The following is a 24,514-nucleotide window of genomic DNA, read 5'->3' as shown; positions in this document are numbered from 1 at the left end:
TTGATATCAAATATAATTCGCTGCCAGAATAAGGATTCCGGCTGCAAAAGAATAAAATGCAAAATAACGCAGTCTGACCTGATTCGAAAGCTTAAGCATAAAACGGATCACCAGATAGCCTGTGATCCCGGCCACGATCATTCCAAGAACATAAGTAAATCCCTGGCCAACAGTCATATGAACAGAAGTGAACTCTCCCATCTCCACAAAAAAAGCTCCCACCACAGCCGGAATGCTCATCAGCAGCGAATATTTCACTGCAAACTTCCGTCCGAGGCCGCAGAAAAGTCCTGCGCTCATGGTAAGTCCAAGCCTGGAAAGTCCCGGAAACACAGAAAGGCCCTGACAGATACCCATCCACATAGCATCTCCGAAGCTGGTTTCTTTTGTTCCCTTGCTGCCATTGACATTACTGTAGTCCACAACAAGGAGGATCACACCTGTAAGAAGGATTCCGATCCCGGAAAACATGTGTGAGGATGCGCTTCGCACAACAAGTCGTTTGCACTGATATCCGATCAGGACTGTAGGAATGGTGGATACCATGATCAGGGCAGTAAGCTTCCGGTAAGTTCCGCTTATGATCTTTGCGTAGGTAAGCTCTTTCCCAGTCCTACGGTTATAGAGAAAAATATTGGCATTTCCGATCAGATCCAGTATCATTCCGATCAGCTCGATCCCGATCTTCTTGATGTCCTTCAGAAAAACAAGGATCAGAGCTATCATAGTTCCCAGATGGAGCATCACTTCAAAAAGCACACCGGAGCCTCTGGTACCGCCCAAAAGATCCTGCACTCCACAGAGATGTCCGAAGCTGCTCACCGGCAGAAATTCGGTGATTCCCTGAATGATTCCCAATATAATCGCATGTATCACTGACATAATGATATTTCCTTTTCTTAAATTTTTTCCAACACATTATAGCATAACTGAGTAAAACTTACAATCTTCACTTGGCAAAAGTTTCAAACAAATGTTCTTTTTTTAATCTGCAAGAAAAAAAATCCTCCGGCTGCATCAGAAAACACAGTCGGAGGATCTGTTTATAAACAGACTTTCTGCTTATTTATTTTTCAGATATTCGTCGATACCTTTTGCACCAGCTTTACCTGCACCCATGGCAAGGATTACGGTAGCTGCACCTGTAACGGCATCACCACCGGCATATACGCCGTCCTTGGATGTCTTACCGGTTTCTTCCTCGGCAACGATACATCTTCTCTTGTTGATGTCAAGGCCCTTGGTTGTGGAAGAGATCAGAGGGTTCGGTGAAGTACCAAGAGACATGATGACAGTATCTACATCCATATCATACTCGGAACCAGGAATCTCTACCGGACGTCTTCTTCCGGATGCATCCGGCTCACCAAGCTCCATCTTGACAACCTTCATACCGTTTACGTGGCCGTTCTCATCAACGAGGATCTCCTTCGGATTTGTAAGAAGATCAAAGATGATGCCCTCTTCCTTAGCGTGATGAACTTCCTCTGCTCGTGCAGGAAGCTCTGCCTCACTTCTTCTGTATACGATATGTACCTCAGCACCAAGTCTCAGCGCTGTTCTTGCAGCATCCATGGCAACGTTACCACCGCCGACAACTGCAACCTTTTTGCCTGCTGCGATCGGTGTATCATAGGAATCATCGAATGCTTTCATGAGGTTGCTTCTTGTCAGGTACTCGTTTGCAGAGAATACACCGCTTGCATTCTCACCCGGGATACCCATGAACATCGGAAGTCCTGCACCGGAACCGATGAATACAGCCTCAAAGCCCTCATCCTCGATCAGCTGATCGATGGTAGTGGATTTACCGATGACAACGTTTGTCTCGAATTTAACGCCAAGCTCTTTGACCTTCTCGATCTCTTTCTTAACAACCTTCTGCTTCGGAAGACGGAACTCCGGAATACCGTAAACAAGAACACCGCCAAGCTCATGAAGAGCCTCGAATACAGTGACATCGTATCCTGCCTTTGCAAGGTCACCTGCACAGGTAAGTCCGGATGGACCGGAACCAATCACTGCAACCTTATGTCCGTTCTTAACCTCTGCTCCTGCAGGTTTGATATCATGCTCCAGAGCATAGTCTGCAACGAATCTCTCCAGCTTACCGATAGAAACAGCCTCGCCCTTCTTACCGCGGATACACTGTCCCTCACACTGGGATTCCTGCGGACATACACGACCACAGATAGCCGGAAGTGCGGAAGATAAACCGATCACCTTGTAAGCCTCTTCCATGTTGCCTTCTTTGATGTGCTCGATAAATCCCGGAATATTGATGGATACCGGACATCCCTCTACACATTTCGGTTTCTTACAGCCAAGACATCTCTGTGCCTCTTCCATTGCTTCTTCCTGATTATATCCAAGACATACTTCCTCGAAGTTTGTCGCACGTACCTTCGGATCCTGCTCTCTTACAGGAACTTTTTTTAACATTTTTGCATCTGCCATTAGTTGTCACCTCCGCAATGTCCGCATCCACCGTGGTGGGTATCGCCTTCCTGAAGCTTCAGTAATGCACGGCCCTCCTGGGTCTTATACATCTGGCTTCTCTTCATAGCCTGATCGAAATCAACGAGATGTCCGTCGAACTCCGGTCCGTCTACGCAGGCAAATTTGATCTCATCACCGACCTGGAGACGACAAGCGCCGCACATACCGGTTCCGTCAACCATGATCGGGTTCATGCTGACAATTGTGTGGATACCAAGCTTCTTGGTAAGAAGACAGACAAATTTCATCATGATCATCGGTCCGATCGCTACACAGACGTCATAATGCTTGCCCTCGTTTGTCACAAGATCCTCAAGAGTCTTTGTTACCATACCGGAACGGCCATAGGAACCGTCATCTGTTGTAACATAAAGATTGGAAACAGCGCCAAGCTCTTTCTCAAGGATAACCATATCCTTAGTCTTGGAACCAAGGATAACATCCGCTGTGATGCCGTGCTCATGGAGCCATTTAACCTGCGGATAAACAGGTGCGGTACCGACACCACCGGCTACGAATACCATTTTTTTCTTCTTAAGTTCTTCGATATCCTCATGGACGAACTCAGACGGACATCCCAGAGGTCCTACGAAATCACGGAATGAATCTCCCGCCTTCAGTGCGGACATCTTAATGGTAGATGCTCCGATCTCCTGGAATACGATGGTAACTGTACCGGCCTCGCGATCGTAATCGCAGATGGTAAGCGGGATCCTCTCTCCCTTTTCGTCAAGTTTCACAATGATAAATTGTCCTGGCAGACAGTGGCTTGCCACACGTGGTGCATGCACAACCATAAGATGGATCTTAGCTGCCAGCGTTTCAGCTTTTAAAACCTTATACATGGTCTTCCTCCTCGCGCAAATTATAAACCTTTATTAATAATACGCTAAAAATCAGCATATGACAAGAGTAGATTTACAATTTCTGTCAAAATTCTTTACCACAGCACAGCGCAACCATGTTAGCCTTATACAACTAGCATCATCAAAAGCCACATACAAAACTGGTTATTTCTGTGTTTTTTTCCTTTCGATAAGGGTATACAATCGGTCCAGTGCCTCCCGGATCCCTCCTACTTCATCGATGAGTCCTTCCTTTACCGCTTCCTCACCCTCCAGCATAGTCCCCACATCTTTTACAAGCTGGGAAGTATCCAGCATCAGCTCCTCCATCCGTTCTGCCGTGATATGTGAATGTCCGGATACAAAGGCAATGATCCGGTCCTGGATCTTTTCCATATTGCGGTAGGACTGCGCCACGCCGATGAACATTCCGTTCTGGCGTACCGGATGGACCACCATGGTAGCACTTGGCACGATAAAGGAATAATCTGCTGATACCGCCATGGGTACACCTATGGAATGTCCCCCGCCCAGCACCAGAGAAACCGTAGGGATACTTAGAGACGCGATCATCTCCGCAATAGCAAGCCCTGCCTCCACATCTCCTCCTACCGTATTTAAAAGGATCAGAAGCCCCTCGATCTCCTCATCATCCTCAATGAGAGCCAGCTTTGGCAGTACATGCTCATACTTGGTTGTTTTGCTGTGAGACGGCGCGGATTCATGACCTTCGATTTCCCCGATCACCGTCAGAAGCTCCACTTTATGCTTCCGGGAATTTCCATCGAGCACTGCCTGCCCGGTTTCCCGGATCTGTTCGTTCTGGCTCGCTTCCCGGTCCAGTTCCTTCTGTTTTCCCTCTTCGCTCTGTTTTTCCATAAAAAAATACCTCCGGAATCTGAAATTCTGGAGGTATTATATGCAAAATATTACTTTCTATTCAGAGATCATTCGTCCCAGTTTGTCCATACGTCAGTAACGTCGTCGTCATCATCAAGAAGATCCAGTGTTCTGTGAAGATCTTTGATAGCCTGATCATCCGTCAGATCCACATAGGTCTGCGGGATCATGGCGATCTGTGCTTCTACAAGCGGGATTCCGGCTTTCTCAAGAGCCTCACGTACAGCACTGAAATCGTCCGGTGCTGTGATGATCTCAAAGCTGTCCTCTTCCTCGTTGAAGTCCTCAGCACCTGCATCCAGAGCTGTCATCATCAGCTCGTCCGCATCCATCTCGCCGCACTCATCCTCAAGCTCTTCCTTGTCGATGATGATCTGGCCCTTCTGGTCGAACATAAAGGATACGCATCCCTGTGTTCCGATGCTTCCGTTACCCTTGGTAAACGCGTTACGTACATTACCTGCAGTACGATTCTTGTTATCTGTAAGAGTCTCTACGATAATAGCAACACCGTTCGGACCATATCCCTCATATACAGCCTTCTCGTAGCTGTCTGCAGAATCCGCACCTGCTGCCTTCTTGATTCCACGATCGATCGTATCGTTCGGCATGTTGTTCGCTTTTGCTTTTGCAATGACATCACGAAGCTTGCTGTTGTTTGCAGGATCCGGGCCGCCGGCCTTTACTGCCATAACGATCTCACGGCCGATGACTGTGAAGATCTTACCCTTCTTGGCATCATTTTTCTCTTTCTTATGTTTGATGTTGGCAAATTTTGAATGTCCTGACATGGTATCTTCCTCTCCTTGTTACCGTATATTTTCTTTCGTGCCCTGCTCATTTTGGGTACCGTTTTACATAATTGCAACTCGGTTTAATATAGCACTTATGAAAGATTTCGTCAAGAATCAGAAAACAAACCGGTCAAAATTCCTCATGTTCCCCTAAAAAGTCAGTTCCAGACTGATCTCAAGCGCATGATTCACCTTATCAAGCATAGCACTGTCCAGATGACACACCTTATCCTTCAGACGCCGCTTGTCGATGGTGCGGAGCTGTTCCAGAAGGATCACGGAATCCTTTTCGATCCCGTAGGCGGATGCATCGATCTCAATATGTGTCGGCAGCTTTGCCTTATTCATTTTTGATGTAATTGCCGCACAGATCACTGTGGGACTGTGACGGTTACCCACATCGTTCTGGATGATCAGCACCGGACGGATGCCGCCCTGTTCACTGCCCACTACAGGTCTTAAGTCCGCGTAAAAAATATCCCCTCTTTTTATAACCACACAATTCACACTCCGATTCTGGTCCGGCTTATTTGCAAGCCGTATTCCTTTTTACAGATAAGTATTTCCACAATTTCTTTGTGTATACCATGCGTGGTACTTTTTTACCGGCCTTATGTCTGACCCGGCGTTTTCCGGATCCGGGTATTTACGGATCTACTGGAAAAAGCTCTCCTCTTCTCCGCATTCCTTACCGTCTTTGATATAAACCCGCGGAACACGTTTACTGATCCCGCAGACAAATTCATAGGAAAATCTTCCGGAAAGATCTCCCAGTGTCTCCACACTGATAAATTCCTCTCCATCTCTTCCCATCAGGGTGACCTCGTCCCCGGCCTTCACCTTCGGGATATCTGTGACATCAACCATAAACTGATCCATGCAGACACGTCCGAGGATCGGAGCTTTTTTGCCCCGGATCAGGACCCAGCCCTTATTGGAAAGCTGTCTCGGATAGCCATCTGCATAACCTACGGGGATCGTTGCCATTCTGGTAAAGCGTTCTGTAACAAACGTTCCTCCATAGCTTACCGCTGTTCCACGTTCCACATTTTTCACATAGGATACATGACTTTTCAGCTCCATTGCAGGTGTCAGCTTCACAATATCACGTTCTACCTCCTCTGACGGATAAATACCGTAAATGGTGATGCCGGCACGAACGACATTGAGATTTGCTTCCGGAACACGGATGATACCTGCACTGTTGGAGCAGTGACGTACCGGAATATGAACACCTCTTTTTTCCAGAAGCTCTGCAAAACGGAGATAACGGTCCAGCTGCACCAGTGCAGGAGAACGGTCGGTCTCATCCGCCCTGGCAAAATGGGTAAACATTCCCTCGATCACCAGATTCGGGATTTTTGAGATTTTTTCGATCTTTACCGCATTTTCCGGAATATCCGCATATCCGATCCTTGCCATTCCCGTATCCAGAGCCAGATGAATATGTACATTTTTTCCAATGCGTGCACCTGCTTTTGCATATTCTGCTGCTGTATTAAGATCCGATATGGTGATCCGGATATCATTGGCTGCAAGTTCCTCATAATATTCCTCAAATACAAGGCCAAGGATCAGGACAGGCTTGGTGATCCCTGCATGCCGAAGCTCCAGTGCCTCCTCCGCAGTAGCTGTTGCAAATCCCCAGATATAGTCATAGTCCTGGATCAGACGGGCAATAGCTCTGGCACCATGACCATAACCGTCTGCCTTGATCACAGCGATGATCTTTGTCCCTTCTTTGACATTTTTATGCATTTCCTCAAAATTGTGGGCAATGGCATCCAGTGATACCAGTGCTTTTACTCTCTCGTATTTTTTCATAATCCCGACTCCTCTTCACCTATAGCTAATGCCTTGGGCAGATATTCTATGATATCTCCTGCCAGCATACTGCGCTTTCCTTTTTCAGCGGCTGCAAGATCGCCGCAAAGTCCGTGAAGATAAACACCTAACGCGGCCTTTAAAACCATGGGAGGCTGTTCCTCCGTTTTCAGATACATACATAACACTGCTGCCAAGATCCCGGAAAGCACATCTCCGCTTCCTGCAGTTGCCATTCCGGAATTACCGGAAAGATTCAGATACATCTGGCCTTTCTCATCTGCGATCACCGTACATGCATCCTTCAGTACGCACACAGAGCCTGTTTCCGCAGCACATTTCAGTGCAGTATCTGCGATCTCATGCTGGATCTCCTGGATCGTTCTGCCACTGAGCCGGCTCATTTCTCCGATATGCGGTGTCAGGACTACATGCTCTCCCAGATACTGATACCACTGTGGATGTGCAGCCAGAAGGTTCAGGCCGTCCGCATCCAGGATCAGCGGCTTTTTCTCCCGGGCAGCCGCCGTGAGAAACCACTGTTCTCTCTCACGGCTGGCCACTGATGTTCCAAGTCCCGGTCCGATCACGATCACATCACACCAGGATAGAAGCTGTTCATTGGATTCCTGATCAAAGCGGCTGCAGACCATAGCCTCCGGAAGGAGTATCTGCAGTGGGATCCTGTTGGCTTCCACAGTCTGGATCTTTACCATTCCCGCACCGGCACGAAGTGCTGCACTGGCGCTTAAATAAGCGGCTCCGCACATTCCCTCACTTCCGGTCACAAAGAGCACTTTTCCGAAGGTACCCTTGTTTCCGCCGGGATCACGTTCCGGAAACAGCTTCAGATCTTTATTTTCCAGACAGGCGGCAGATGCAGTCACAGCTTCTTGCTCATAGATCCCGATATCGGCGGTAACGATCCTTCCTGCATACAGTCTTCCCGGATAAAAGCAAAGACCTCTTTTCCGGTAGGCAAATGTGACAGTCAGATCGGCGCTGAAGGCAATTCCCATTTCCAGGCCAGTATCTCCGTTCACTCCTGACGGGATGTCAACTGCGATCTTTTTGGCCCTCGCACTGTTCATCTCATGGATGATATCAGCATAATGCCCCTCGATCGGACGCGTCAGGCCTACCCCAAACACGGCATCTACTATAGTAGTATATTCACTCCACTGCGGGTTATTCACCTCCGGGACACGATAACCGGAAGCGATCTTATACTGAAGAGCGGTCTCGCTGGTCATTTTATCTTTGTTTCCGACCATATAAAACTCTACCCGCATCCCCTTCAGATGGAACAATCTGGCAACTGCGATACCGTCACCGCCATTGTTTCCGCTTCCGCAGACTACCAGGATCCTTTCGTCCTTCTGGAGATACTTTTCTGTTTCCTCTACCACCTTCAGTGCTGCCCGCTCCATCAGAACCTCGGAGGGAACTCCGATCTCACGGATCGTTGTGGAGTCCAGATCCTTCATTTCTTTGCAGGTAACAAGCTTCTTCATTCTGTCTTCTGCCTCCCCTCTGTCATAGAGAAAGCTGCCGTTTCCGGCAGCTTAACAATTCTTACTTATCCACATGTTCCTGCCTGTATTTACTGAGATTATAAGACAGTGTCATCAGACTCTCGGAAAGATGAACGTTCTCTACGATCACATCATCCGGTGTCTCAAGATCGAGATGTGCAAAATTCCAGATTGCCTTGATCCCGTTCTCCACCAGGATATCTGCCATTTCCTTGGCTTTATTCTTGGGAAGTGTCAGGATCGCGATCTCCACGTTATTTTCTCTCAGGAAAAACGGAAGCTCACTGAGCATTTGGATCTCAAGTCCACGGACTGCGATGCCCTCAAGCACAGGATTTACGTCAAAGATACCAACCAGCCTGAACCCGCGCTTCTCAAAATCCACATAATTGGCAAGTGCCTGTCCCAGATTACCGGCACCCAGGATGATCATCGGATGAACGGTATCCAGTCCCAGGATCTTACCGATCTCTGTATAAAGATAGTGTACATTATAGCCATACCCCTGCTGCCCAAAACCGCCAAAATTATTAAGATCCTGACGGATCTGAGAAGCTGTGGTATGCATCTTTTTACTTAATTCATTGGAAGAAATACGTTCTACATTATCTTCCATCAGCTCTCCTAAGTAGCGGTAATAGCGTGGCAGACGCTTAATCACCGCTTTCGAGATTTGTTTTGTCTCCACGATAGTTTTCCTCCTTACCTTACACTAGGTTAATTATAACGAATTGACATTTTCCTGTCAATTAAAGTTGTCTATTCTGTACAAATTTCTTTATATTTTTTCTAATAATTGATTTTTTCTTTGAAATCCCGGCAGTTTCCGTTATAATAGGTGGAGGATTTTTCCCTGTTCAGACATAAACAGGGGTGATTCTTTATACAGGAGGACAGTTTTTATGATCTTATCATGTCAGAATATATGCAAGGCCTTTGGCGAAAAAGTAATTTTAAATGATGCATCCTTTCACATTGAAGACCGTGAAAAGGCTGCTCTGATCGGATGCAACGGTGCAGGAAAGACCACACTGCTGCGGATCATCATGCAGGAGCTTTCTGCTGATTCCGGTACCGTGGTGCTTGCCCGGGATAAAAATATCGGCTATCTTGCCCAGTACCAGGATATCCACGGACATCATACCATCTACGAGGAGCTTCTTACCACAAAGCAGCACATCATCGATATGGAACGCCGTATCCGCAATATGGAACAGGAAATGAACACGGTGACCGGTGATGAGCTGAACCGTCTGATGGAAACCTATACCCGCCTGACCCATCAGTTTGAGCTGGAGAACGGATACGCTTACAAAAGTGAGCTGACCGGTGTCTTAAAGGGTCTCGGCTTCACGGAGGAAGATTATGACAAGCAGATCGAAACTCTTTCCGGCGGTCAGAAAACCCGCGTGGCGCTGGGCAAGATGCTTCTTTCCAAGCCGGATATCCTGCTTCTGGATGAGCCAACCAATCACCTGGATATGGAAAGCATCTCCTGGCTGGAAACTTATCTTCTGAATTATCCGGGAGCTGTTTTTATCGTCTCCCATGACCGTTATTTTCTGGATAAGGTGGTCACCAAGGTCATTGAGATCGAAGCCGGACAGACCCGCGTATACAGCGGCAACTACTCTGCCTATGCTCTCAAGAAGGCTCAGCTTCGTGACGCACAGTACAAGGCATACTTAAATCAGCAGCGGGATATCAAGCATCAGGAAGCTGTTATCGCCAAGCTGAAATCCTTTAACCGTGAAAAATCCATCAAGCGTGCGGAAAGCCGTGAAAAAATGCTGGACCGTGTACAGAGGATCGAAAAGCCTCTTGAGCTCCAGGACCGGATGCGTATCTCGCTGGAACCCCGGGTGTTAAGCGGAAACGATGTGCTCCACGTGGAAGCGCTTTCCAAGGCCTTTCCGGGACAGACCCTGTTCTCCGATATCTCCTTTGATATCAAACGCGGCGAGCGTGTGGCACTGATCGGAAACAACGGAACCGGAAAGACCACCATGCTGAAGATCATCAACGGTCTTATTGAGGCAGATGCCGGCAAGTTTTCCCTTGGTTCCAAGGTGCAGATCGGTTATTACGATCAGGAACATCATGTTCTGCATATGGACAAAACGATTTTCCAGGAAATCTCCGATACTTATCCGACTCTCACAGAGACCGAGATCCGAAATATGCTTGCCGCATTTCTCTTTACCGGAAATGATGTTTTCAAGGAGATCTCCGCACTTTCCGGTGGAGAAAGAGGCCGTGTTTCCCTTGCAAAGCTGATGCTTTCCGAAGCCAACTTCCTGATCCTTGACGAGCCTACCAACCATCTGGATATTGCCTCCAAGGAGATCCTGGAGGAAGCACTGGTCAGCTACACCGGTACAGTCCTTTATGTCTCCCATGACCGTTACTTTATCAATCAGACTGCAACCAGGATCATGGAGCTGACAAACCAGGCAGTGGTAAATTACATCGGTGATTATGATTACTATCTGGAAAAGAAGGAGGAGCTGACCAGTACCTATGCACCGGGAAGCACTTCTCCGGAGGCACCTGCCGAAGAAAAATCGGTTTCCGAGAACAAGCTTTCCTGGCAGCAGATGAAGGAAGAACAGGCAAAGAAACGAAAACGGGAAGCCGAGCTGAAAAAAGTCGAAGCCCGTATCGAAGAGCTGGAAACAAGAGACAGCGAGATTGACGAAACCATGGTCCTTCCGGATGTCTGCACCAATGTAGCGGAATGTACAAAGCTAAGCCGCGAAAAAGCAGCCATCGCTGAAGAACTGGAAGAGCTTTATGAAAAATGGGAAGAGCTGGCCTGACGGTCAGCTCTTTTTTATCCCCTTATGTTTTTATGGAAGCAGCATGCCGAGATGCTGTTCAAAGCATACGCCATCGTTACGGTCTGTTCCTTCCTCCACCGCATCCCGGATCGATGCCGAGATAAAGTCCACGGCCAGCTCTGCACAGGTTTTCATGGAATATCTTTTTACCAGCCCTGCACTGAGCACGGATGCAAAAAGATCTCCTGTCCCGGAATAGCTTCCGCCGGATTTCTCTGCAAATACCCAGGAGCTGTTTCCGTTTTCCAGGACAAGATTTCCCATTTTCAGAGGCTGCCCCTCCTCCCTGTGATCCACTCCGGTGATCACAACGGCAGGAAGTGAAAATTTCCGGGCAAGTCCGCACCCGATCTCCCGGATCTCTTCCATCCGCCGGGCCTCTGATGCCTTTTGCAGTTCCTTCCAGATCTCCTCCATTTTTTCTTTTCCGTAGAGAAGAAGGAGGGCTTCCGTAAGGTTCGGTGTGATCACATAGGAACGACGTGTCAGTTCGCAGAACCGGCTGCGGAGCTCTTCTGTATAGATCGGATAAACCGCGCCGTCATCCCCCATCACCGGATCTGTAAGGATCAGAGTATCCTTCCCTGCAAACGCATCCATAAATTTCAGAATCCTGTCTGCCTGCTTATCATCAGAAAGAAATCCAGTATAGATCCCATCCGGGAAAAATCCTCTTTTTTTCCACTGCTCCATATATGGTTCCATATGCTCTGTGAAATCCTCACAGAAATAACTTTCATAACCGGTCTGGTTGCTTAAAACAGCGGTGGGAAGTGGACACGCCTGGACTCCCATCACCGAGATCACCGGGATCGCTGCTGTCAGTGAACATTTCCCCAGCCCGGAAAGATCATTGATCACTGCTATTTTTTTCATGGTAATTCTCCAGTCTTGAGTTTTTTTCTGTAATATTATAGAATGAACTGTCAGGTTTACGCAATCATTTTTGGAAGGAAATCATCATACTTATGTTAAATATATCTGCAGAACACAAAAAAGAACACCTTTATCTGGAGGTTTATCACTATTACCGGAAGCTGATCCTGGAAGGCCGTCTCCTTCCCGGAAGCAAAATGCCCTCCCTCCGCAAATGCGCCCAGGAGCTGAAGCTGAGCCGTACCACCATCGAAAATGCCTATCTTCTGCTGGCAGCAGACGGCTATATCATCGCCAGGGCACAGAGCGGCTATTATGTCACCGGCATTGCTTCCAAGCAGCATCTGCTTACCCCCGAAAAACAGGATAAGGATATCACGCCCTGCCTTTATGATTTTGCCTCTTCCGGTGTTGACCGGGAAAGCTTCCGTTTTGATCTGTGGCAGCGTTACATCAAAAGCGCCCTCCGCCAGGGCGACCGTATGCTTTCTTATGGCGAACCCCAGGGCGAAAGCGATTTCCGGGAGGTTCTCGCAGACTATATCCGGGAACGCAGAAATGTGATCTGCTCCCCGGATGACATTGTAGTAGGGGCCGGTCTCCAGCCCCTTCTCCAGATCCTCTGCCCTCTGATCCATGAACGGAAAACCGTTTCGTTCCCCACACCGTCCTTCACCACATGCAGCACCATCTTTCAGGATTACGGCTTTGATGTCCATTACCGGGACAAAAGCTGCGATGTGATCTATGTTTCTCCTGCTCACATGACGAAATGGGGCGAGATCATGCCGGTAAAACGACGCCTGGAGCTGATCCGTCATGCGGAGATCGATGACCATCTGATCATTGAGGATGATTTCGAAAACGAATTTGTTTATTTCCAGAAACCGACGCCTTCACTTTTCGGTCTTGCAGGTGGTGAAAACGTTGTCTATATCGGTTCCTTTTCCAGGCTGCTGCTGCCCTCCATCCGTGTCAGCTTCATGGTATTGCCACGCTCTCTCCGGGAAAAATATACAAAAAAAGCAGCCTTTTATAATCAGACTGCTTCCAAGGCAGAACAGATCGCGCTCTGCCAGTTTATCCGCGACGGGCATCTGGCTTCCCAGACTAGAAAGCTCCGCCGCCTTTATTCCCAGAAGCTGAAGGCTCTTTCCCAGGCTGTCCGGGAAACCTTCGGCCAGGACTGCCAGATTCAAACAGGAGCCGCAGGAACCAGCCTTGCCCTTACTCTTCCCTGTTCTCTCACAGGCAGTGAACTGACAGACAGAGCCCGGAACCGTGGTCTGGGACTGGAGGTTCTCAGAGAAAACGGAGCCGAGGTCACCCTGGTCCTCTCCTGCTCCTCCATTCCATCCAAGGATTTTCTGCCTGCCTGTCAGCTTCTGAAGGAGGTTACCGGCTCCTAATCTCTCCGGTTATCGATCATGTAGAGCAGGGCATTTACAATGCACGCAGCAATATTGCTTCCACCCTTGCGTCCTTTTGCCACAATATAAGGCACATCTGCGTGCATGATTAGCTCCTTGGACTGCACAACATTCACAAAGCCTACCGGCACACCAATGATCAGCTCAGGAGAAAGCTTTCCGTTCTCAATAAGCTCATAAAGACGTACCAGTGCGGTAGGTGCGTTTCCAATGGCAAAGATCAGCTTTTTATCCATCTCTGCTGCCTTGTCCATGCTGGCTGTGGCTCTGGTAGTCCCGTTCTTTTTTGCAAGGGCAGCCACATCCTCATCGGACATGAAGCAATAAGCCTCACCGCCGTAGCGGGCAAGTGCACGCTTGTTGATCCCGGCCTTTGCCATCTGGGTATCTGTGACGATACAGGCACCGTTGCGAATGGCGTCCATGGCCATCTCCACTGCCCCCTCCGAGAAGCAGAGATTTTTTGCATAATCAAAATCTGCGCTTGTGTGGATGCAGCGTTTTACGATCAGCTCTGTTCCCGGGATCAGGGGAGTATCCCCCAGCTCTTCTGTGATGATCTCAAAGCTTCTTTTTTCGATCTCCATGGGTTTTACATTTTCAAGCTCAACTTTCATTTCTATTCTTCCTCCGTAATCCCGTTTTCCAGTATCTCATAGATTTTTTTCATATCCAGATGCTTCCGCAACTCTGCAGCCAGGATATCATACTGCTGTTCCTTAAATGCCGCAAAATCCACGCCTGTCATATTTTCCACATCAATACCTTTTTTCTCACCGATCACGCGAATGATCGCCTCTGCAGATGCTTCCTTATCGAAAACGCCATGGATATAGGTTCCGCACACATTTCCTGCAAAAGCACCCTCTTCTTTTTTCTTACCGCTGACGCTGTCTGTGATCTTCGTGGCTGTTCCTGCATTGTCCTTCAGGATGCTTTCGCCCATATGGATCTCATAGCCCTCGATCTCCGCACCGGAAAGAGGAGCAAACACACCGGACAGCTGACCGAAATGCCCCTGCACCCTGGTCCTGGTTTTCTTTTCGGCAAATACCGTTTCCATAGGAAGAAGTCCCATTCCTTTCATGGAACCGCCATTTTCAACGCCATGAGGATCGCTTAAGGTTTCACCCAGCATCTGATAGCCGCCGCAGACACCAAAGATCAGCTTGCCTCTGGAGGCTTCCTTAAGAACTGCTGCCTCCATTCCGCTTTCCCGCATCCAGATCAGATCACCCATAGTGTTCTTGGTTCCAGGAAGGATGATCATGTCCGGAGAGTGAAGATCTCTCGGGTGTTTTACATAGCGGAGAGAAACTCCGGGAATGCTCTCAAAAGGATTAAAATCCGTAAAGTTGGAAATCCTTGGTGTACGGACCACTGCGATATCAATGACACCGGCTTCCTGCTTCCGGTCAAAACGCTCCGTCAGGCTGTCCTCATCCTCCACCTGGATATCCAGATAAGGCGCCACACCCACCACCGGGATCCCGCTTCTTTCCTCAAGCATGACAACACCAGGGTCCAGAATAGTCTTATCTCCGCGGAATTTGTTGATGATCAGCCCCTTTACCATAGCCTTCTCATCGTCCTCCAGAAGCTCCACCGTACCGATCAGCTGGGCAAAAACACCTCCACGGTCAATATCTCCCACAAGAAGGACCGGTGCCTTGGCCATCTTTGCCATACCCATATTTACAATATCCTCATCCTTGAGATTGATCTCGGCAGGACTTCCCGCACCTTCGATGACAATGATATCGTTTTCCGCTGCAAGAGCGTTGTATGCCTTCATCACATCCGGAACCAGGGTCTTCTTATATTTGAAATAATCCCTGGCACTCATGGTTCCAAGAACTTCTCCGTTTACGATCACCTGGGAGCCTACATCATTGGTAGGCTTCAGAAGGATCGGATTCATCAGGACAGACGGCCGGATCCCGGCTGCCTCTGCCTGCATGACCTGGGCCCGTCCCATCTCAAGACCATCCTCTGTGATAAAGGAATTCAGTGCCATATTTTGTGATTTAAAAGGAGCCACACGATATCCATCCTGCTTAAAGATCCTGCAAAGTCCCGCAGCCAGCAGGCTTTTTCCGGCATTGGACATGGTTCCCTGCACCATTATTGCTTTTGCCATAATATACCTCCCTCAAGTACTTCGATCAGTTTTACATTTTCTTCATGGCGCTTTACCGCGATCCGGTAATACCCCTTTGTAAGACCCGGATAATTGCTGCAGTCACGGATCAGGATCCGCTTGCGCAGACAGAAATCAAAGAGCTCCTCCGGTCCTTTAAAGAAAATATAATTTGCTTCCGACGGAAATACTTTATACCCAATGCGGACTAGCTCATCCTTCAGCCACTGTGCCTCCCGAAAAACAAGCTGCCTTCCCTCCTCTACATATTCCGTCTCTGTAAGTGCCTGGAGCCCGGCTGCCTGGGCCATGGTGGAAACATTCCATGGCTGAACGCAGAGCTCCATCTTTTCCATCAGCTTTCTGTCAGAACAGAGGCCATAGCCCAGCCGCACACCGGCCATGGCATATCTTTTTGTAAATGCTTTCAGGATAAAAAGATTATTGAACCCGGAAAGAGAATGCTTCAGAGAATACTCTTCCGGTTCCTTTACAAAATCAAGGAAACATTCATCTACCACCAGCAGGATATCCAGCTTTCTGCATTTTTCCAGGATCCTTTTCAGAAGCCTGTGGGGGATCAGCATGCCGGTAGGATTGTTGGGGTTACATAAGAAAGCCATATCCAATCCCTTATGAAGGATATCCAGATATGCTTCACTGAGCACAAAACCGTCATTTTCCGTCAGCATGTAATATTCCAGCTCACAGCCAGTGCTGGCCAGAGCCTGTCCGTATTCCGCAAAAGTAGGCGCCGGGATCAGAGCCCGCTTTGGCTTTACTGCATGACAGAGAGTAAAGATCACTTCTGCTGCTCCGTTACCGCATATTACCTCTTCCGCTTTTACCCCTTCCGATTCTGCGATCCTTTCCCTGAGAACGCCACATCCCACCTGGGGATACTGTGCAATATGATCCAGACTGTGGATAATGGCCTGCTTCACACTTTCCGGTGTTCCCAAAGGATTCAGATTTGCCGAAAAATCCAGGCAGTCTTTATGTTTATATACGTCTCCTCCATGTATGTGTTTTGTCATTGGTCATTCTCCTGTCTGTATTTATTGTTACCTTAATAACCCGAACCGGATCCCCGCACTGAGCAGTCCAAATACAACCACACCCAGTATGGATGCCGCGTACATCAGCCGGTTAGCTCTTTTGATATCCTCCGGCTCCACCGGGCGGATCGGATCCCCGATCGTGGGTTTTTCATATAATTTTCCGAAATAATATGCATTTCCCGCAAGCTGTACATCCAGCGCTCCGGCCATAGCAGCCTCTGTCTGAGCAGAGTTGGGGCTTGCATGGTTTCTCCGGTCACGTTTGTAGATCTTTGCCGCATTTTTTGTATCCATTCCTGTAAAAACAGTTCCTGCCACCATCAGCCATCCGGAAATCCTGGCAGGGATATAATTGGCCACATCATCCAGCTTTGCCGCAATACGGCCGAAATAAAGATATTTGTCATTTTTATATCCAAGCATGGAATCCATGGTATTGATACCCTTGTACAAAAACATCAGCGGCACCCCGCCGATAGCCATATAAAGCATGGGGGCGATCACGCCGTCGGATGCATTTTCCGCAACGGTTTCCACGGCAGCCTTTGTCACGCCGGTTTCCGTAAGCTCTCTGGTATCACGGCCTACGATCATGGACACCGCATAGCGTGCCTCGTCCAGAGTCCCGTTTTTCAACCGGTCATAAACCTTCATACTCTCATCCTTCAGGGAACGGGTGGCAAGAAGCTGATAGCACCAGAAAACCTCCAGCACAAATCCGGCCACCGGCAGATACCGGTAAAGATAATAAAGCACCAGAAGCGGCACCCCGCCACTGAACAGACAGACAAGCACTACGATCAGAAAGCCTCCNCAGATACCGGAAAAGAAAAAAAAGCACCAGAAGCGGCCCCCCGCCACTGAACAGACAGACAAGCACTACGATCAGAAAGCCTCCTGTCAGCTCACCACCGTGATTTTTCGGAAAAATCTTCCGGATCATTTTTTCCAGCACTGCGATCAGATTGCCGATGACACAGATCGGATGATAAAGCCATCTGGGATCTCCGATCAGAAGATCCAGCACAAATCCTATGACCAGTGCAGGAAGACTATATTTCAGCATCTTCTTTCTGCCTCCGTTCTTTCTTATATTCCAGTGCGTTCTTCAGAAAGCGTGCCGGAACCCTAGGATTTCCGTAATAATAAAGATGCGGAAATCCTGCCATCAGCCTGCCCCGGTCATGGATACAATCCCATCCTCTTTTAGATGCCGGCTTTGCCGCATGAAAATCCTCTCCGCAATCTGTAGAATCAAAGTAATGGAATTCATGAGCCGGGATCTCACCAAGTCCGGTATCCTGTTTTTCCGTAAGGGTGATATAGCCGAACCGGTTCAGCTTCGGTGTCCGGTAAGCCCTTCCAGGGATCACCCCGCAGACTCTGCGCTGCTTTCCTTCCATATCCTCCATCTCCTGATGAAGATACATGAATCCGCCACATTCTGCCAGACAGGGCATTCCGTCCAGGATGACTTCCCGGATCCGGGTGCACATTTCCTGATTTTCTTCCAGCGCCTCCCCGTTTAATTCCGGGTAACCGCCGCTTAAAAGAAGCCCGTCCAGCTCCTCCGGAAGCTCTCTGTCATGAATGGGGGAAAAACGCACCAGCTCCGCTCCCATCTGCTCCAGAAGATTTAAATTATCCGCATAGAAAAAGCAGAAGGCTTCATCATCCGCCACACCGATCCGCACCTTTTCCTCTGTACGGTATCCGAAGGTAGTATCCTTCTGTATCAGCATTTCCGTCTCCGGTGCCGCAAGCTCCGGTGCTTCCCCTGCAAGCTCCAGGATCCCATCGATATCCAAGGTTTTCTCCAGTACCTCGGAAAGCTTCTGCAGACGGCTTTTCAGCTCCGGGATCTCCTCCGGAAGCACCAGCCCCAGATGACGGCTTTCGATCACACAGTCCTCCACCTTCGGAACATATCCCAGCACCTTTACGGAAAGCTCCTCTTCCAGAAGCTTCTTCATCCTGGGATACAACATGGGAGACATCTGGTTAAAGATCACGCCGCAGATATGACTGTCCTTTTTGTATTCCAGAAAGCCCTTTACATAGGCAGCCAGAGAAACACTCATGCCACGGCTGTTTACGATCAGGATCACCGGTGTATCTGTGGTGGAGGCCAGATCATAGGCGCTGGCTCTGGAGGTAATCCCTCCTACACCGTCATAATACCCCATAACTCCCTCCATCACTGCAATCTCACAGTCCGATGCGTTCTTTGCCAGAAGATACCGGGTTCTGTCTCCATCTGTAAAAAACGTATCCAGGTTTCGGGATCTTGTACCGATCACACGGCTATGGAACATAGGATCTATGTAATCCGGGCCGCATTTAAAAGAAGCCACCTTAAGGCCACGGTTCACCAGCGCCTGAAGCAGCCCGCAGGTGATCAGGGTTTTTCCGCTTCCGCTGGCACCTGCCGCAAGAAGTATTCTCGGGATCTTCACCTAAATCTCCTCCCCTCTTCCGCTGCAGGAAATGATATAGATCGGATTCTCACCCATCATCATATGATACCTTCCGATAGATTTGGATCTTGCCGCAGACAGCTGTACGATATCCACATCCGTCAGGCTGAAATCTCGTATGGCATTCATGGCTTCCGTCACCGTCTCCAGGGTGATGCAGTTGATCACGATCCGTACTCCCGGATTTTTGTCCAGAAGAAGCCGGATGATCTCGTTCATGTTTCCGGAGGACCCACCGATAAAGGCATGTGTCGGAACAGGCAGTTCCACCATTGCTTCCGGTGCAGTACCTGGCACGATCTCCAGATTGTCTGTGGCAAATTTCCGCCTGTTCTCCTTCAGAAGAGCAAGGGCATCTTCCTTTTTCTCGATGGCATAGACCTGCCCCTTCCAGGCACGAAGCGCCATCTCAACAGAAACCGAGCCTGTGCCCGCTCCCACATCATAGCAGACAGAATCCTCCTGAAGACGAAGCTTGGACAGAGAAACCGTACGCACCTCTTCCTTTGTCATAGGCGCCTTCCCACGAAGAAATTCCTCATCACAGATCCCGTGAACTGCGGGCAAAGGTAGTGCCTTTTCATTGCACGCAGTTACCACGCTTAACGCATCTCCCCGGTATTCTGTAAGCTCTGCCGCACTGGCATGAAAGATCTTTTCATTTTCGTAGGAAAGATTTTCGCCCACATAAAGGGTCACATCACCCATTCCATACGCAACCAGACGAGAAGCCAGACGAGCTACCCCATCCTCTGTTCCCAGAATGGAAAAAACCTTGGGGTTATGCCGGATCAGGGCAATCAGATTGCAGTCTCTTCCATGAGCGCTGACGATCCTGGCATCATCCCAGGAAAGACCGATCTTCGCCATAAAATAAACAACGGAAGAAATCCCGCAAATCACCTGGACATCACCATCCAGAAGATCCATCAGCTTCCTTGCACCGCTGTAGAAGCCCACATCGCCGGAAAGGGCAATGGCTACGGTACGGTACTGTGGATGTGTCTTGATATACTCCACGATCTTATCACTGCGGTACTCATGGAGAACCATCTGCCCCGGCCTCTGTACGGCATCTGTCATACGCTTTGCACCGATCAGAAGCTCCGCCTCATCAAAGGCCTTCTTTCCTTCCAGGGTCAGTGTTTTTTCCGCACCCATGCCGATGCCTACAAGAGAAACCCTCTGTGACAGGGTAAGGCCGAACAGCTTTGCCAGAAATACCCTTGCTTCCGGCAGGGACAGCCCCTCCTCCTGCAATGGTCTTCCGATGATCACAGGTGTGACGCCGCAACGCTGACAAGCCTCCATCTTTTCCGGGAATCCACCTGCCAGACCGGTATCCTTGGTGACCAGATAGCTGCACTGAAACTGTCGAAGCATGGCTTCGTTGATCTCTGTGGAAAATGGCCCCTGCATACCGATGAGATGCTTTCCCTCGATCCCCAGCTCCGCGCAGGAGCTGATCACGGAAGGGATGGACAGCACCCGGGCAAAAAGCCTCTCCTGGTAATCCGGGATCACTGTAAATTTAGACAGCTCCTTGCTTCCTGTGGTAAGAAAAATGTTCCCCTCTGTACCGGAAAGAAGCTCTGCCGCCTTCTCCGTGCTTTCCACATAGATGGCTTCCCTGTTCTTCTCCCCCTCCGGGCGAAGGACACGCTGATATCGGATGCTTCCGTTCTCACAGGCAGTCCGGATATTTTTTGTCACCTCTGCTGCATAGGGATGAGTGGCGTCCAGAACGATCTCCGGCGCTTCCCTTTGGAAAAGCTCCTCCATATCTTCGATTTTCAGCCTTCCGGCGCTGACATGGAGAAATTCATTTTCCTTCAGAAGGGAGCCGCCATATTCCGTAGCTGCACAGGCATAGACCGGAACATGATTTTCCGCAAGGAACTCACAGAGTGCATAGCCCTCGGTGGTTCCTGCAAAAACAATGGCTTTATACATTCTTATATCCCCTTGGTGTTACCATCTTGCCGTTTACATTCTTAGTCTGTGAATTTCCCACAAATACGGTAGTAAACATATCCACTTCTGTATCACGGAGCTCCTTCAGTGTCATGACCTGTGCAGTCTCGCCGTCACGTGCGATCTGGGCAACCGTGCCGCAGACAGTATCCGGAGACTTGTATTTCATCATCAGATCACAGGCCTTCTGAAGATAATCCTTACGTTTTCTGCTGGACGGATTGTAAAGGCATACCACAAAATCCGCCTGTGCTGCTGCCAGAAGCCTTGCCTCGATCTTCTCCCACGGAGTCAGAAGATCACTTAAGCTGATCAGGCAGAAATCATGGATCAGCGGTGCACCCAGCACTGCGGCGCCGCCTGTGGCTGCTGTCACACCCGGGATAATGGTCAGCTCCACATCAGGATAGTTTTCTCCCACCTCATACATCAGACCTGCCATGCCATAGACACCGGCGTCACCACTACAGATCATGGAAACGGTTTTTCCTTTTTTTGCCTCGTCAAAAGCAAGTACACAGCGGTCTACCTCTTTTTTCATCGGTGTGGTCATGAACTCTTTGCCTGCAAAATACTCCTTTACAAGATCCACATACACCGTGTAACCGATGATCACATCACTTTCATTTAATGCACGGATCGCTCTTCCAGTCATCTGGTCATACGCACCCGGGCCAATTCCTACAACATAAATCTTACTCAAAACGTATCCTCCGATTTCCGGCTGCAAGGGCGGTAGTCACACCGTCCCGGCCTGTTTTTTTTCTGATCAGTGTACCCTGTCCGCAACCCAGAACCGCGCTTCTCTCACAGACATTCTCTACACCTGTTATCTTTTTTACAAATTGTGACGGGGTAAATTCACCCTGCACTGCCTTCAGCTCTTCCTCTGTAAAGGTCAGAAACGGAAGCTGCCAGGCTTCTGCCAGAGAAAGAAGTCCCACCTCTTCCTTCTTCAGATCGATACTGGCAATAGCACTCAGCGCTTCTCTGTAAACATCCGATTCTCTCAGACATTCCTCTGCCGCCTTCCGGATGGAGGCTGCATCCTTTCCCCTGCGGCAGCCCATTCCCAGAACTGCAGCGGGCGGCACCACATGGACTGTATTTTTAAAGGGCAGGCAGCCTCTGTGGATCGTCACCGCAATACCTGTTTCCGGTGCCTCACCGGCTATCTCACCCTTCTCCGGATCCGCTGCAGCTGAGGGCCTTCCGTCCTTCCCGCAAAGCACCAGACCCTCCGGCAGCTCCCCGTCCCATGGAAACTCACTGTAAAAGCCAACGCTCTTTCCTGCAAGAAGGGCCGCAGAAGCCTCCTTTGCAGCCTTCATATGAAAAATAGCACAGCCATTCTTTTTTGCAAAAACATCCACTGCAAAACGGCTGTGAAGATCTGTGGCTGTTGTCACAACCGGCACCGCCTTAAGATATCCGGCACAGCGAAGAGCCAGCTCATTGGCTCCGCCCAGATGTCCGGAAAGAAGCGCAATGACAAATTTTCCGCATTCATCGATCACCAGCACAGCCGGATCCGTCTTTTTTCCGGCAATGTAAGGTGCGATACTGCGCACTGCGATCCCGCAGGCGCCAATAAAGATCACGCCCTCTTTTCCTGCCTGGAACTGTTCCCCTGCCCACTGGGAGGTGGAAACAGAGATCGGATCCGGAAGGTACCGGCTCTTTTTTGCAAGGGTGACACTCTCACCTTCTTTTTCCAGAGCCCTCTGAAGCCTTTCCCCTGTCTCCAGCCCTGTCATACTGAAGCAAATGATGGAAATGTTCATATTTTATTTCGTAGCCTCACGGAACTCTGTAGTAAAGCCCGGATCATACAGCTTGGATCTGTCATAGCTTGCAGCATTGACCGCATCACCTACCAGCATAAGCGCTGTTTTTGTGATCTTGTTCTCTTTTGCTGTCTGGGCCAGAGTACCCACTGTACAGATAAACTTCTTCTCATCGGGCCAGGTTGCCTTGTAGACGATGGCAGCCGGTGTATCCTCACGGTATCCGCCTTCCACCAGTCTGCGGCTCAGCTCCTCCAGCATACCTGTACTGAGGAAAATAACCATAGTGGCATTATGAGCGGCAAAGGACTGAATACTCTCTTTTGCCGGCACCGGTGTCCTTCCTTCCATTCTTGTGATGATCACACTCTGGGAAATATCCGGAAGTGTATACTCCAGGTTCAGTGCAGATGCAGCTCCGCAGAAGGCACTGACACCCGGGCAGGAATCATAGGGGATTCCCTTTTCATCCAGGATATCCATCTGCTCACGGATCGCACCATAGATACATGGATCGCCGGTGTGGAGACGAACGGTCATCTTACCTTCAGCCTCTGCTCTCTCCATAACAGAGATCACTTCCTCAAGGGTCATCTTTGCACTGTTATGGATGGTGCACACATCCTTGGAATACTCCAGAAGCTGGGGATTTACAAGAGATCCCGCATAGATGATCACATCTGCCTCTTCCAGATACTGTTTACCTCTTACTGTAATAAGATCCGGTGCTCCCGGACCTGCTCCTACAAAATGTACCATAATCTATTCCTCTCTTCTGTCTTTGTTTTCTTTGATAATGATCAGGGAATAATATCCTGCATCCTCAGGGATCTCCTCCACGGTCCGGTAGATCTTTTCGTCCGGCATTCCGCAGTTTTCGATCATCATGGCCTCTGCCCCCTGGGAAAGAAGCTCCGCCTTCACATCCTTCATTTTCTTTCCGGCCTTCATAAGGACCTTGGTACCAGAAAGCTTCAGCGCATCCTCGATCTGATAGGAAGCCGGGATCACGTGAAGAGGCTCTGCCTTCTCCACAAGTCCGGTGTTCAGACGGGCGGAAACTGCACAGAAGGATGTGATGCCACAGACGATCTCCGTCTCATAGCCCTGAGCCACAAGTCTGTGATGGATATAGAGATATGTGGAATACACGGTAGGATCTCCCAGTGTGAGAAATACCACATCTTTCCCCTGGTCCAGGACAGTCTTGACTTTTTCTGCTCCTGCATCGTGATAGCTCTTCAGCACCTCAGGATCCTTGGACATTGGAAAAGGAACTGCAAGAAGCTCCTTCTTTCCAAGCTCCGGATAAGCTCCCTCCACGATCTTAAACGCTACCGTATCCTCCGGAACCTGTCCCGGAAGTGCGATCACCTCTGCCTCCTTTACAAGACGAAGTGCTTTTAAGGTAAGAAGCTCCGGATCTCCCGGTCCTACACCTACACCATATAATTTACCTGCCATATTTCTTTCCTCCTAACTATATTTTCCAGACAGGATAAAACCTGTCTGTTATTTATATCAAATTTTGT

At 49.1% G+C, this 24,514-nt stretch carries 21 protein-coding genes and 1 pseudogene; 2 read left to right on the top strand and 20 right to left on the bottom strand.

Going from position 1 to position 24,514, the window contains the following annotated elements:
* Positions 1–6: 6 nt before the first annotated feature.
* The 9 genes from BN3261_RS05305 to BN3261_RS05265 form a co-directional block, all read right to left on the bottom strand.
* Entirely contained in the window at positions 7–882 is an 876-nt protein-coding gene (locus BN3261_RS05305) for an undecaprenyl-diphosphate phosphatase (RefSeq protein WP_015524826.1), read from the bottom strand.
* Positions 883–1,062: 180 nt separating this feature from the next.
* Complete coding sequence (gene gltA / locus BN3261_RS05300) at positions 1,063–2,457, bottom strand: NADPH-dependent glutamate synthase (protein WP_021650554.1); 1,395 nt, start codon at positions 2,455–2,457, stop codon at positions 1,063–1,065.
* On the bottom strand, positions 2,457–3,344 hold the full coding sequence (locus BN3261_RS05295) for a sulfide/dihydroorotate dehydrogenase-like FAD/NAD-binding protein (protein ID WP_015524825.1): 888 nt from the start codon (positions 3,342–3,344) through the stop codon (positions 2,457–2,459). The genes gltA and BN3261_RS05295 overlap by 1 nt, the downstream gene beginning before the upstream one ends.
* A gap of 165 nt (positions 3,345–3,509) precedes the next feature.
* Positions 3,510–4,223: a ClpP family protease gene (locus tag BN3261_RS05290; protein ID WP_022426789.1), complete on the bottom strand. Its 714-nt coding sequence runs from the start codon at positions 4,221–4,223 to the stop codon at positions 3,510–3,512.
* A gap of 68 nt (positions 4,224–4,291) precedes the next feature.
* Entirely contained in the window at positions 4,292–5,035 is a 744-nt protein-coding gene (locus BN3261_RS05285; protein WP_059085645.1) for a YebC/PmpR family DNA-binding transcriptional regulator, read from the bottom strand.
* A 153-nt stretch (positions 5,036–5,188) separates the two neighbouring features.
* Positions 5,189–5,536, bottom strand: a complete 348-nt coding sequence (locus BN3261_RS05280; protein ID WP_021650556.1) for a type II toxin-antitoxin system PemK/MazF family toxin — start codon at positions 5,534–5,536, stop codon at positions 5,189–5,191.
* Between the two features lie 156 nt (positions 5,537–5,692).
* Entirely contained in the window at positions 5,693–6,862 is a 1,170-nt protein-coding gene (gene alr / locus BN3261_RS05275) for an alanine racemase (protein WP_059085644.1), read from the bottom strand.
* Entirely contained in the window at positions 6,859–8,376 is a 1,518-nt protein-coding gene (locus tag BN3261_RS05270; protein WP_022426791.1) for a bifunctional ADP-dependent NAD(P)H-hydrate dehydratase/NAD(P)H-hydrate epimerase, read from the bottom strand. Before BN3261_RS05270 ends, alr begins: the two co-directional genes overlap by 4 nt.
* 61 nt (positions 8,377–8,437) lie before the next feature.
* Positions 8,438–9,085 (bottom strand): redox-sensing transcriptional repressor Rex, encoded by a 648-nt coding sequence (locus BN3261_RS05265; RefSeq protein ID WP_021650558.1) that lies wholly within the window; start codon positions 9,083–9,085, stop codon positions 8,438–8,440.
* A 214-nt stretch (positions 9,086–9,299) separates the two neighbouring features.
* Between BN3261_RS05265 and abc-f the strand changes: the two genes are divergently transcribed.
* Entirely contained in the window at positions 9,300–11,216 is a 1,917-nt protein-coding gene (gene abc-f / locus BN3261_RS05260) for a ribosomal protection-like ABC-F family protein (RefSeq protein WP_059085643.1), read from the top strand.
* Positions 11,217–11,246: 30 nt separating this feature from the next.
* Here the strand turns inward: abc-f and BN3261_RS05255 are convergent, their stop codons facing one another.
* Positions 11,247–12,113 carry a pyridoxamine kinase gene (locus tag BN3261_RS05255; protein ID WP_015524819.1) on the bottom strand — a complete coding sequence of 289 codons (867 nt, stop codon included), beginning with the start codon at positions 12,111–12,113 and terminating at the stop codon, positions 11,247–11,249.
* A gap of 92 nt (positions 12,114–12,205) precedes the next feature.
* Here BN3261_RS05255 and BN3261_RS05250 point away from each other — a divergent pair, with 92 nt between their 5' ends.
* Positions 12,206–13,522, top strand: coding sequence for a MocR-like pyridoxine biosynthesis transcription factor PdxR (locus BN3261_RS05250; protein WP_059085642.1), 1,317 nt, complete (start codon positions 12,206–12,208; stop codon positions 13,520–13,522).
* Here the strand turns inward: BN3261_RS05250 and BN3261_RS05245 are convergent.
* From BN3261_RS05245 to cobI, 10 genes and pseudogenes are all read right to left on the bottom strand, one after another.
* Positions 13,519–14,160 carry a precorrin-8X methylmutase gene (locus BN3261_RS05245; RefSeq protein ID WP_015524817.1) on the bottom strand — a complete coding sequence of 214 codons (642 nt, stop codon included), beginning with the start codon at positions 14,158–14,160 and terminating at the stop codon, positions 13,519–13,521. The two genes, BN3261_RS05250 and BN3261_RS05245, sit on opposite strands and share 4 nt — an antisense overlap.
* Positions 14,161–14,162: 2 nt before the next feature.
* Entirely contained in the window at positions 14,163–15,683 is a 1,521-nt protein-coding gene (locus BN3261_RS05240) for a cobyric acid synthase (protein WP_021650563.1), read from the bottom strand.
* A complete protein-coding gene (cobD, locus tag BN3261_RS05235) occupies positions 15,668–16,720 on the bottom strand; it encodes a threonine-phosphate decarboxylase CobD (RefSeq protein WP_059085641.1) in 1,053 nt (350 codons plus the stop codon). The genes BN3261_RS05240 and cobD overlap by 16 nt, the downstream gene beginning before the upstream one ends.
* Positions 16,721–16,747: 27 nt before the next feature.
* Positions 16,748–17,810, bottom strand: a pseudogene (gene cbiB / locus BN3261_RS17150) (adenosylcobinamide-phosphate synthase CbiB).
* A complete protein-coding gene (locus tag BN3261_RS05220; protein ID WP_059085638.1) occupies positions 17,797–19,200 on the bottom strand; it encodes a cobyrinic acid a,c-diamide synthase CobB in 1,404 nt (467 codons plus the stop codon). Before BN3261_RS05220 ends, cbiB begins: the two are co-directional and overlap by 14 nt.
* Positions 19,201–21,174: a bifunctional cobalt-precorrin-7 (C(5))-methyltransferase/cobalt-precorrin-6B (C(15))-methyltransferase gene (locus BN3261_RS05215; RefSeq protein ID WP_059085637.1), complete on the bottom strand. Its 1,974-nt coding sequence runs from the start codon at positions 21,172–21,174 to the stop codon at positions 19,201–19,203.
* A complete protein-coding gene (gene cobJ / locus BN3261_RS05210; protein ID WP_021650567.1) occupies positions 21,167–21,898 on the bottom strand; it encodes a precorrin-3B C(17)-methyltransferase in 732 nt (243 codons plus the stop codon). The genes BN3261_RS05215 and cobJ overlap by 8 nt, the downstream gene beginning before the upstream one ends.
* Positions 21,891–22,979: a cobalt-precorrin 5A hydrolase gene (locus BN3261_RS05205; protein WP_044960833.1), complete on the bottom strand. Its 1,089-nt coding sequence runs from the start codon at positions 22,977–22,979 to the stop codon at positions 21,891–21,893. The genes cobJ and BN3261_RS05205 overlap by 8 nt, the downstream gene beginning before the upstream one ends.
* Before the next feature lie 3 nt (positions 22,980–22,982).
* The gene (cobM, locus tag BN3261_RS05200) at positions 22,983–23,741 is read right to left on the bottom strand and encodes a precorrin-4 C(11)-methyltransferase (protein ID WP_015524810.1); all 759 of its coding nucleotides are present in this window, start codon (positions 23,739–23,741) and stop codon (positions 22,983–22,985) included.
* 3 nt (positions 23,742–23,744) lie between these two features.
* Positions 23,745–24,446 carry a precorrin-2 C(20)-methyltransferase gene (gene cobI, locus BN3261_RS05195; protein ID WP_021650569.1) on the bottom strand — a complete coding sequence of 234 codons (702 nt, stop codon included), beginning with the start codon at positions 24,444–24,446 and terminating at the stop codon, positions 23,745–23,747.
* Between the last annotated feature and the right edge of the window lie 68 nt (positions 24,447–24,514).

It is taken from the genome of Blautia massiliensis (ex Durand et al. 2017), assembly GCF_001487165.1.
GTDB lineage: Bacteria > Bacillota > Clostridia > Lachnospirales > Lachnospiraceae > Blautia_A > Blautia_A fusiformis.
Note: the sequence above shows the minus strand (reverse complement) of the source record. Positions and strands in the feature narration are given on the sequence as shown.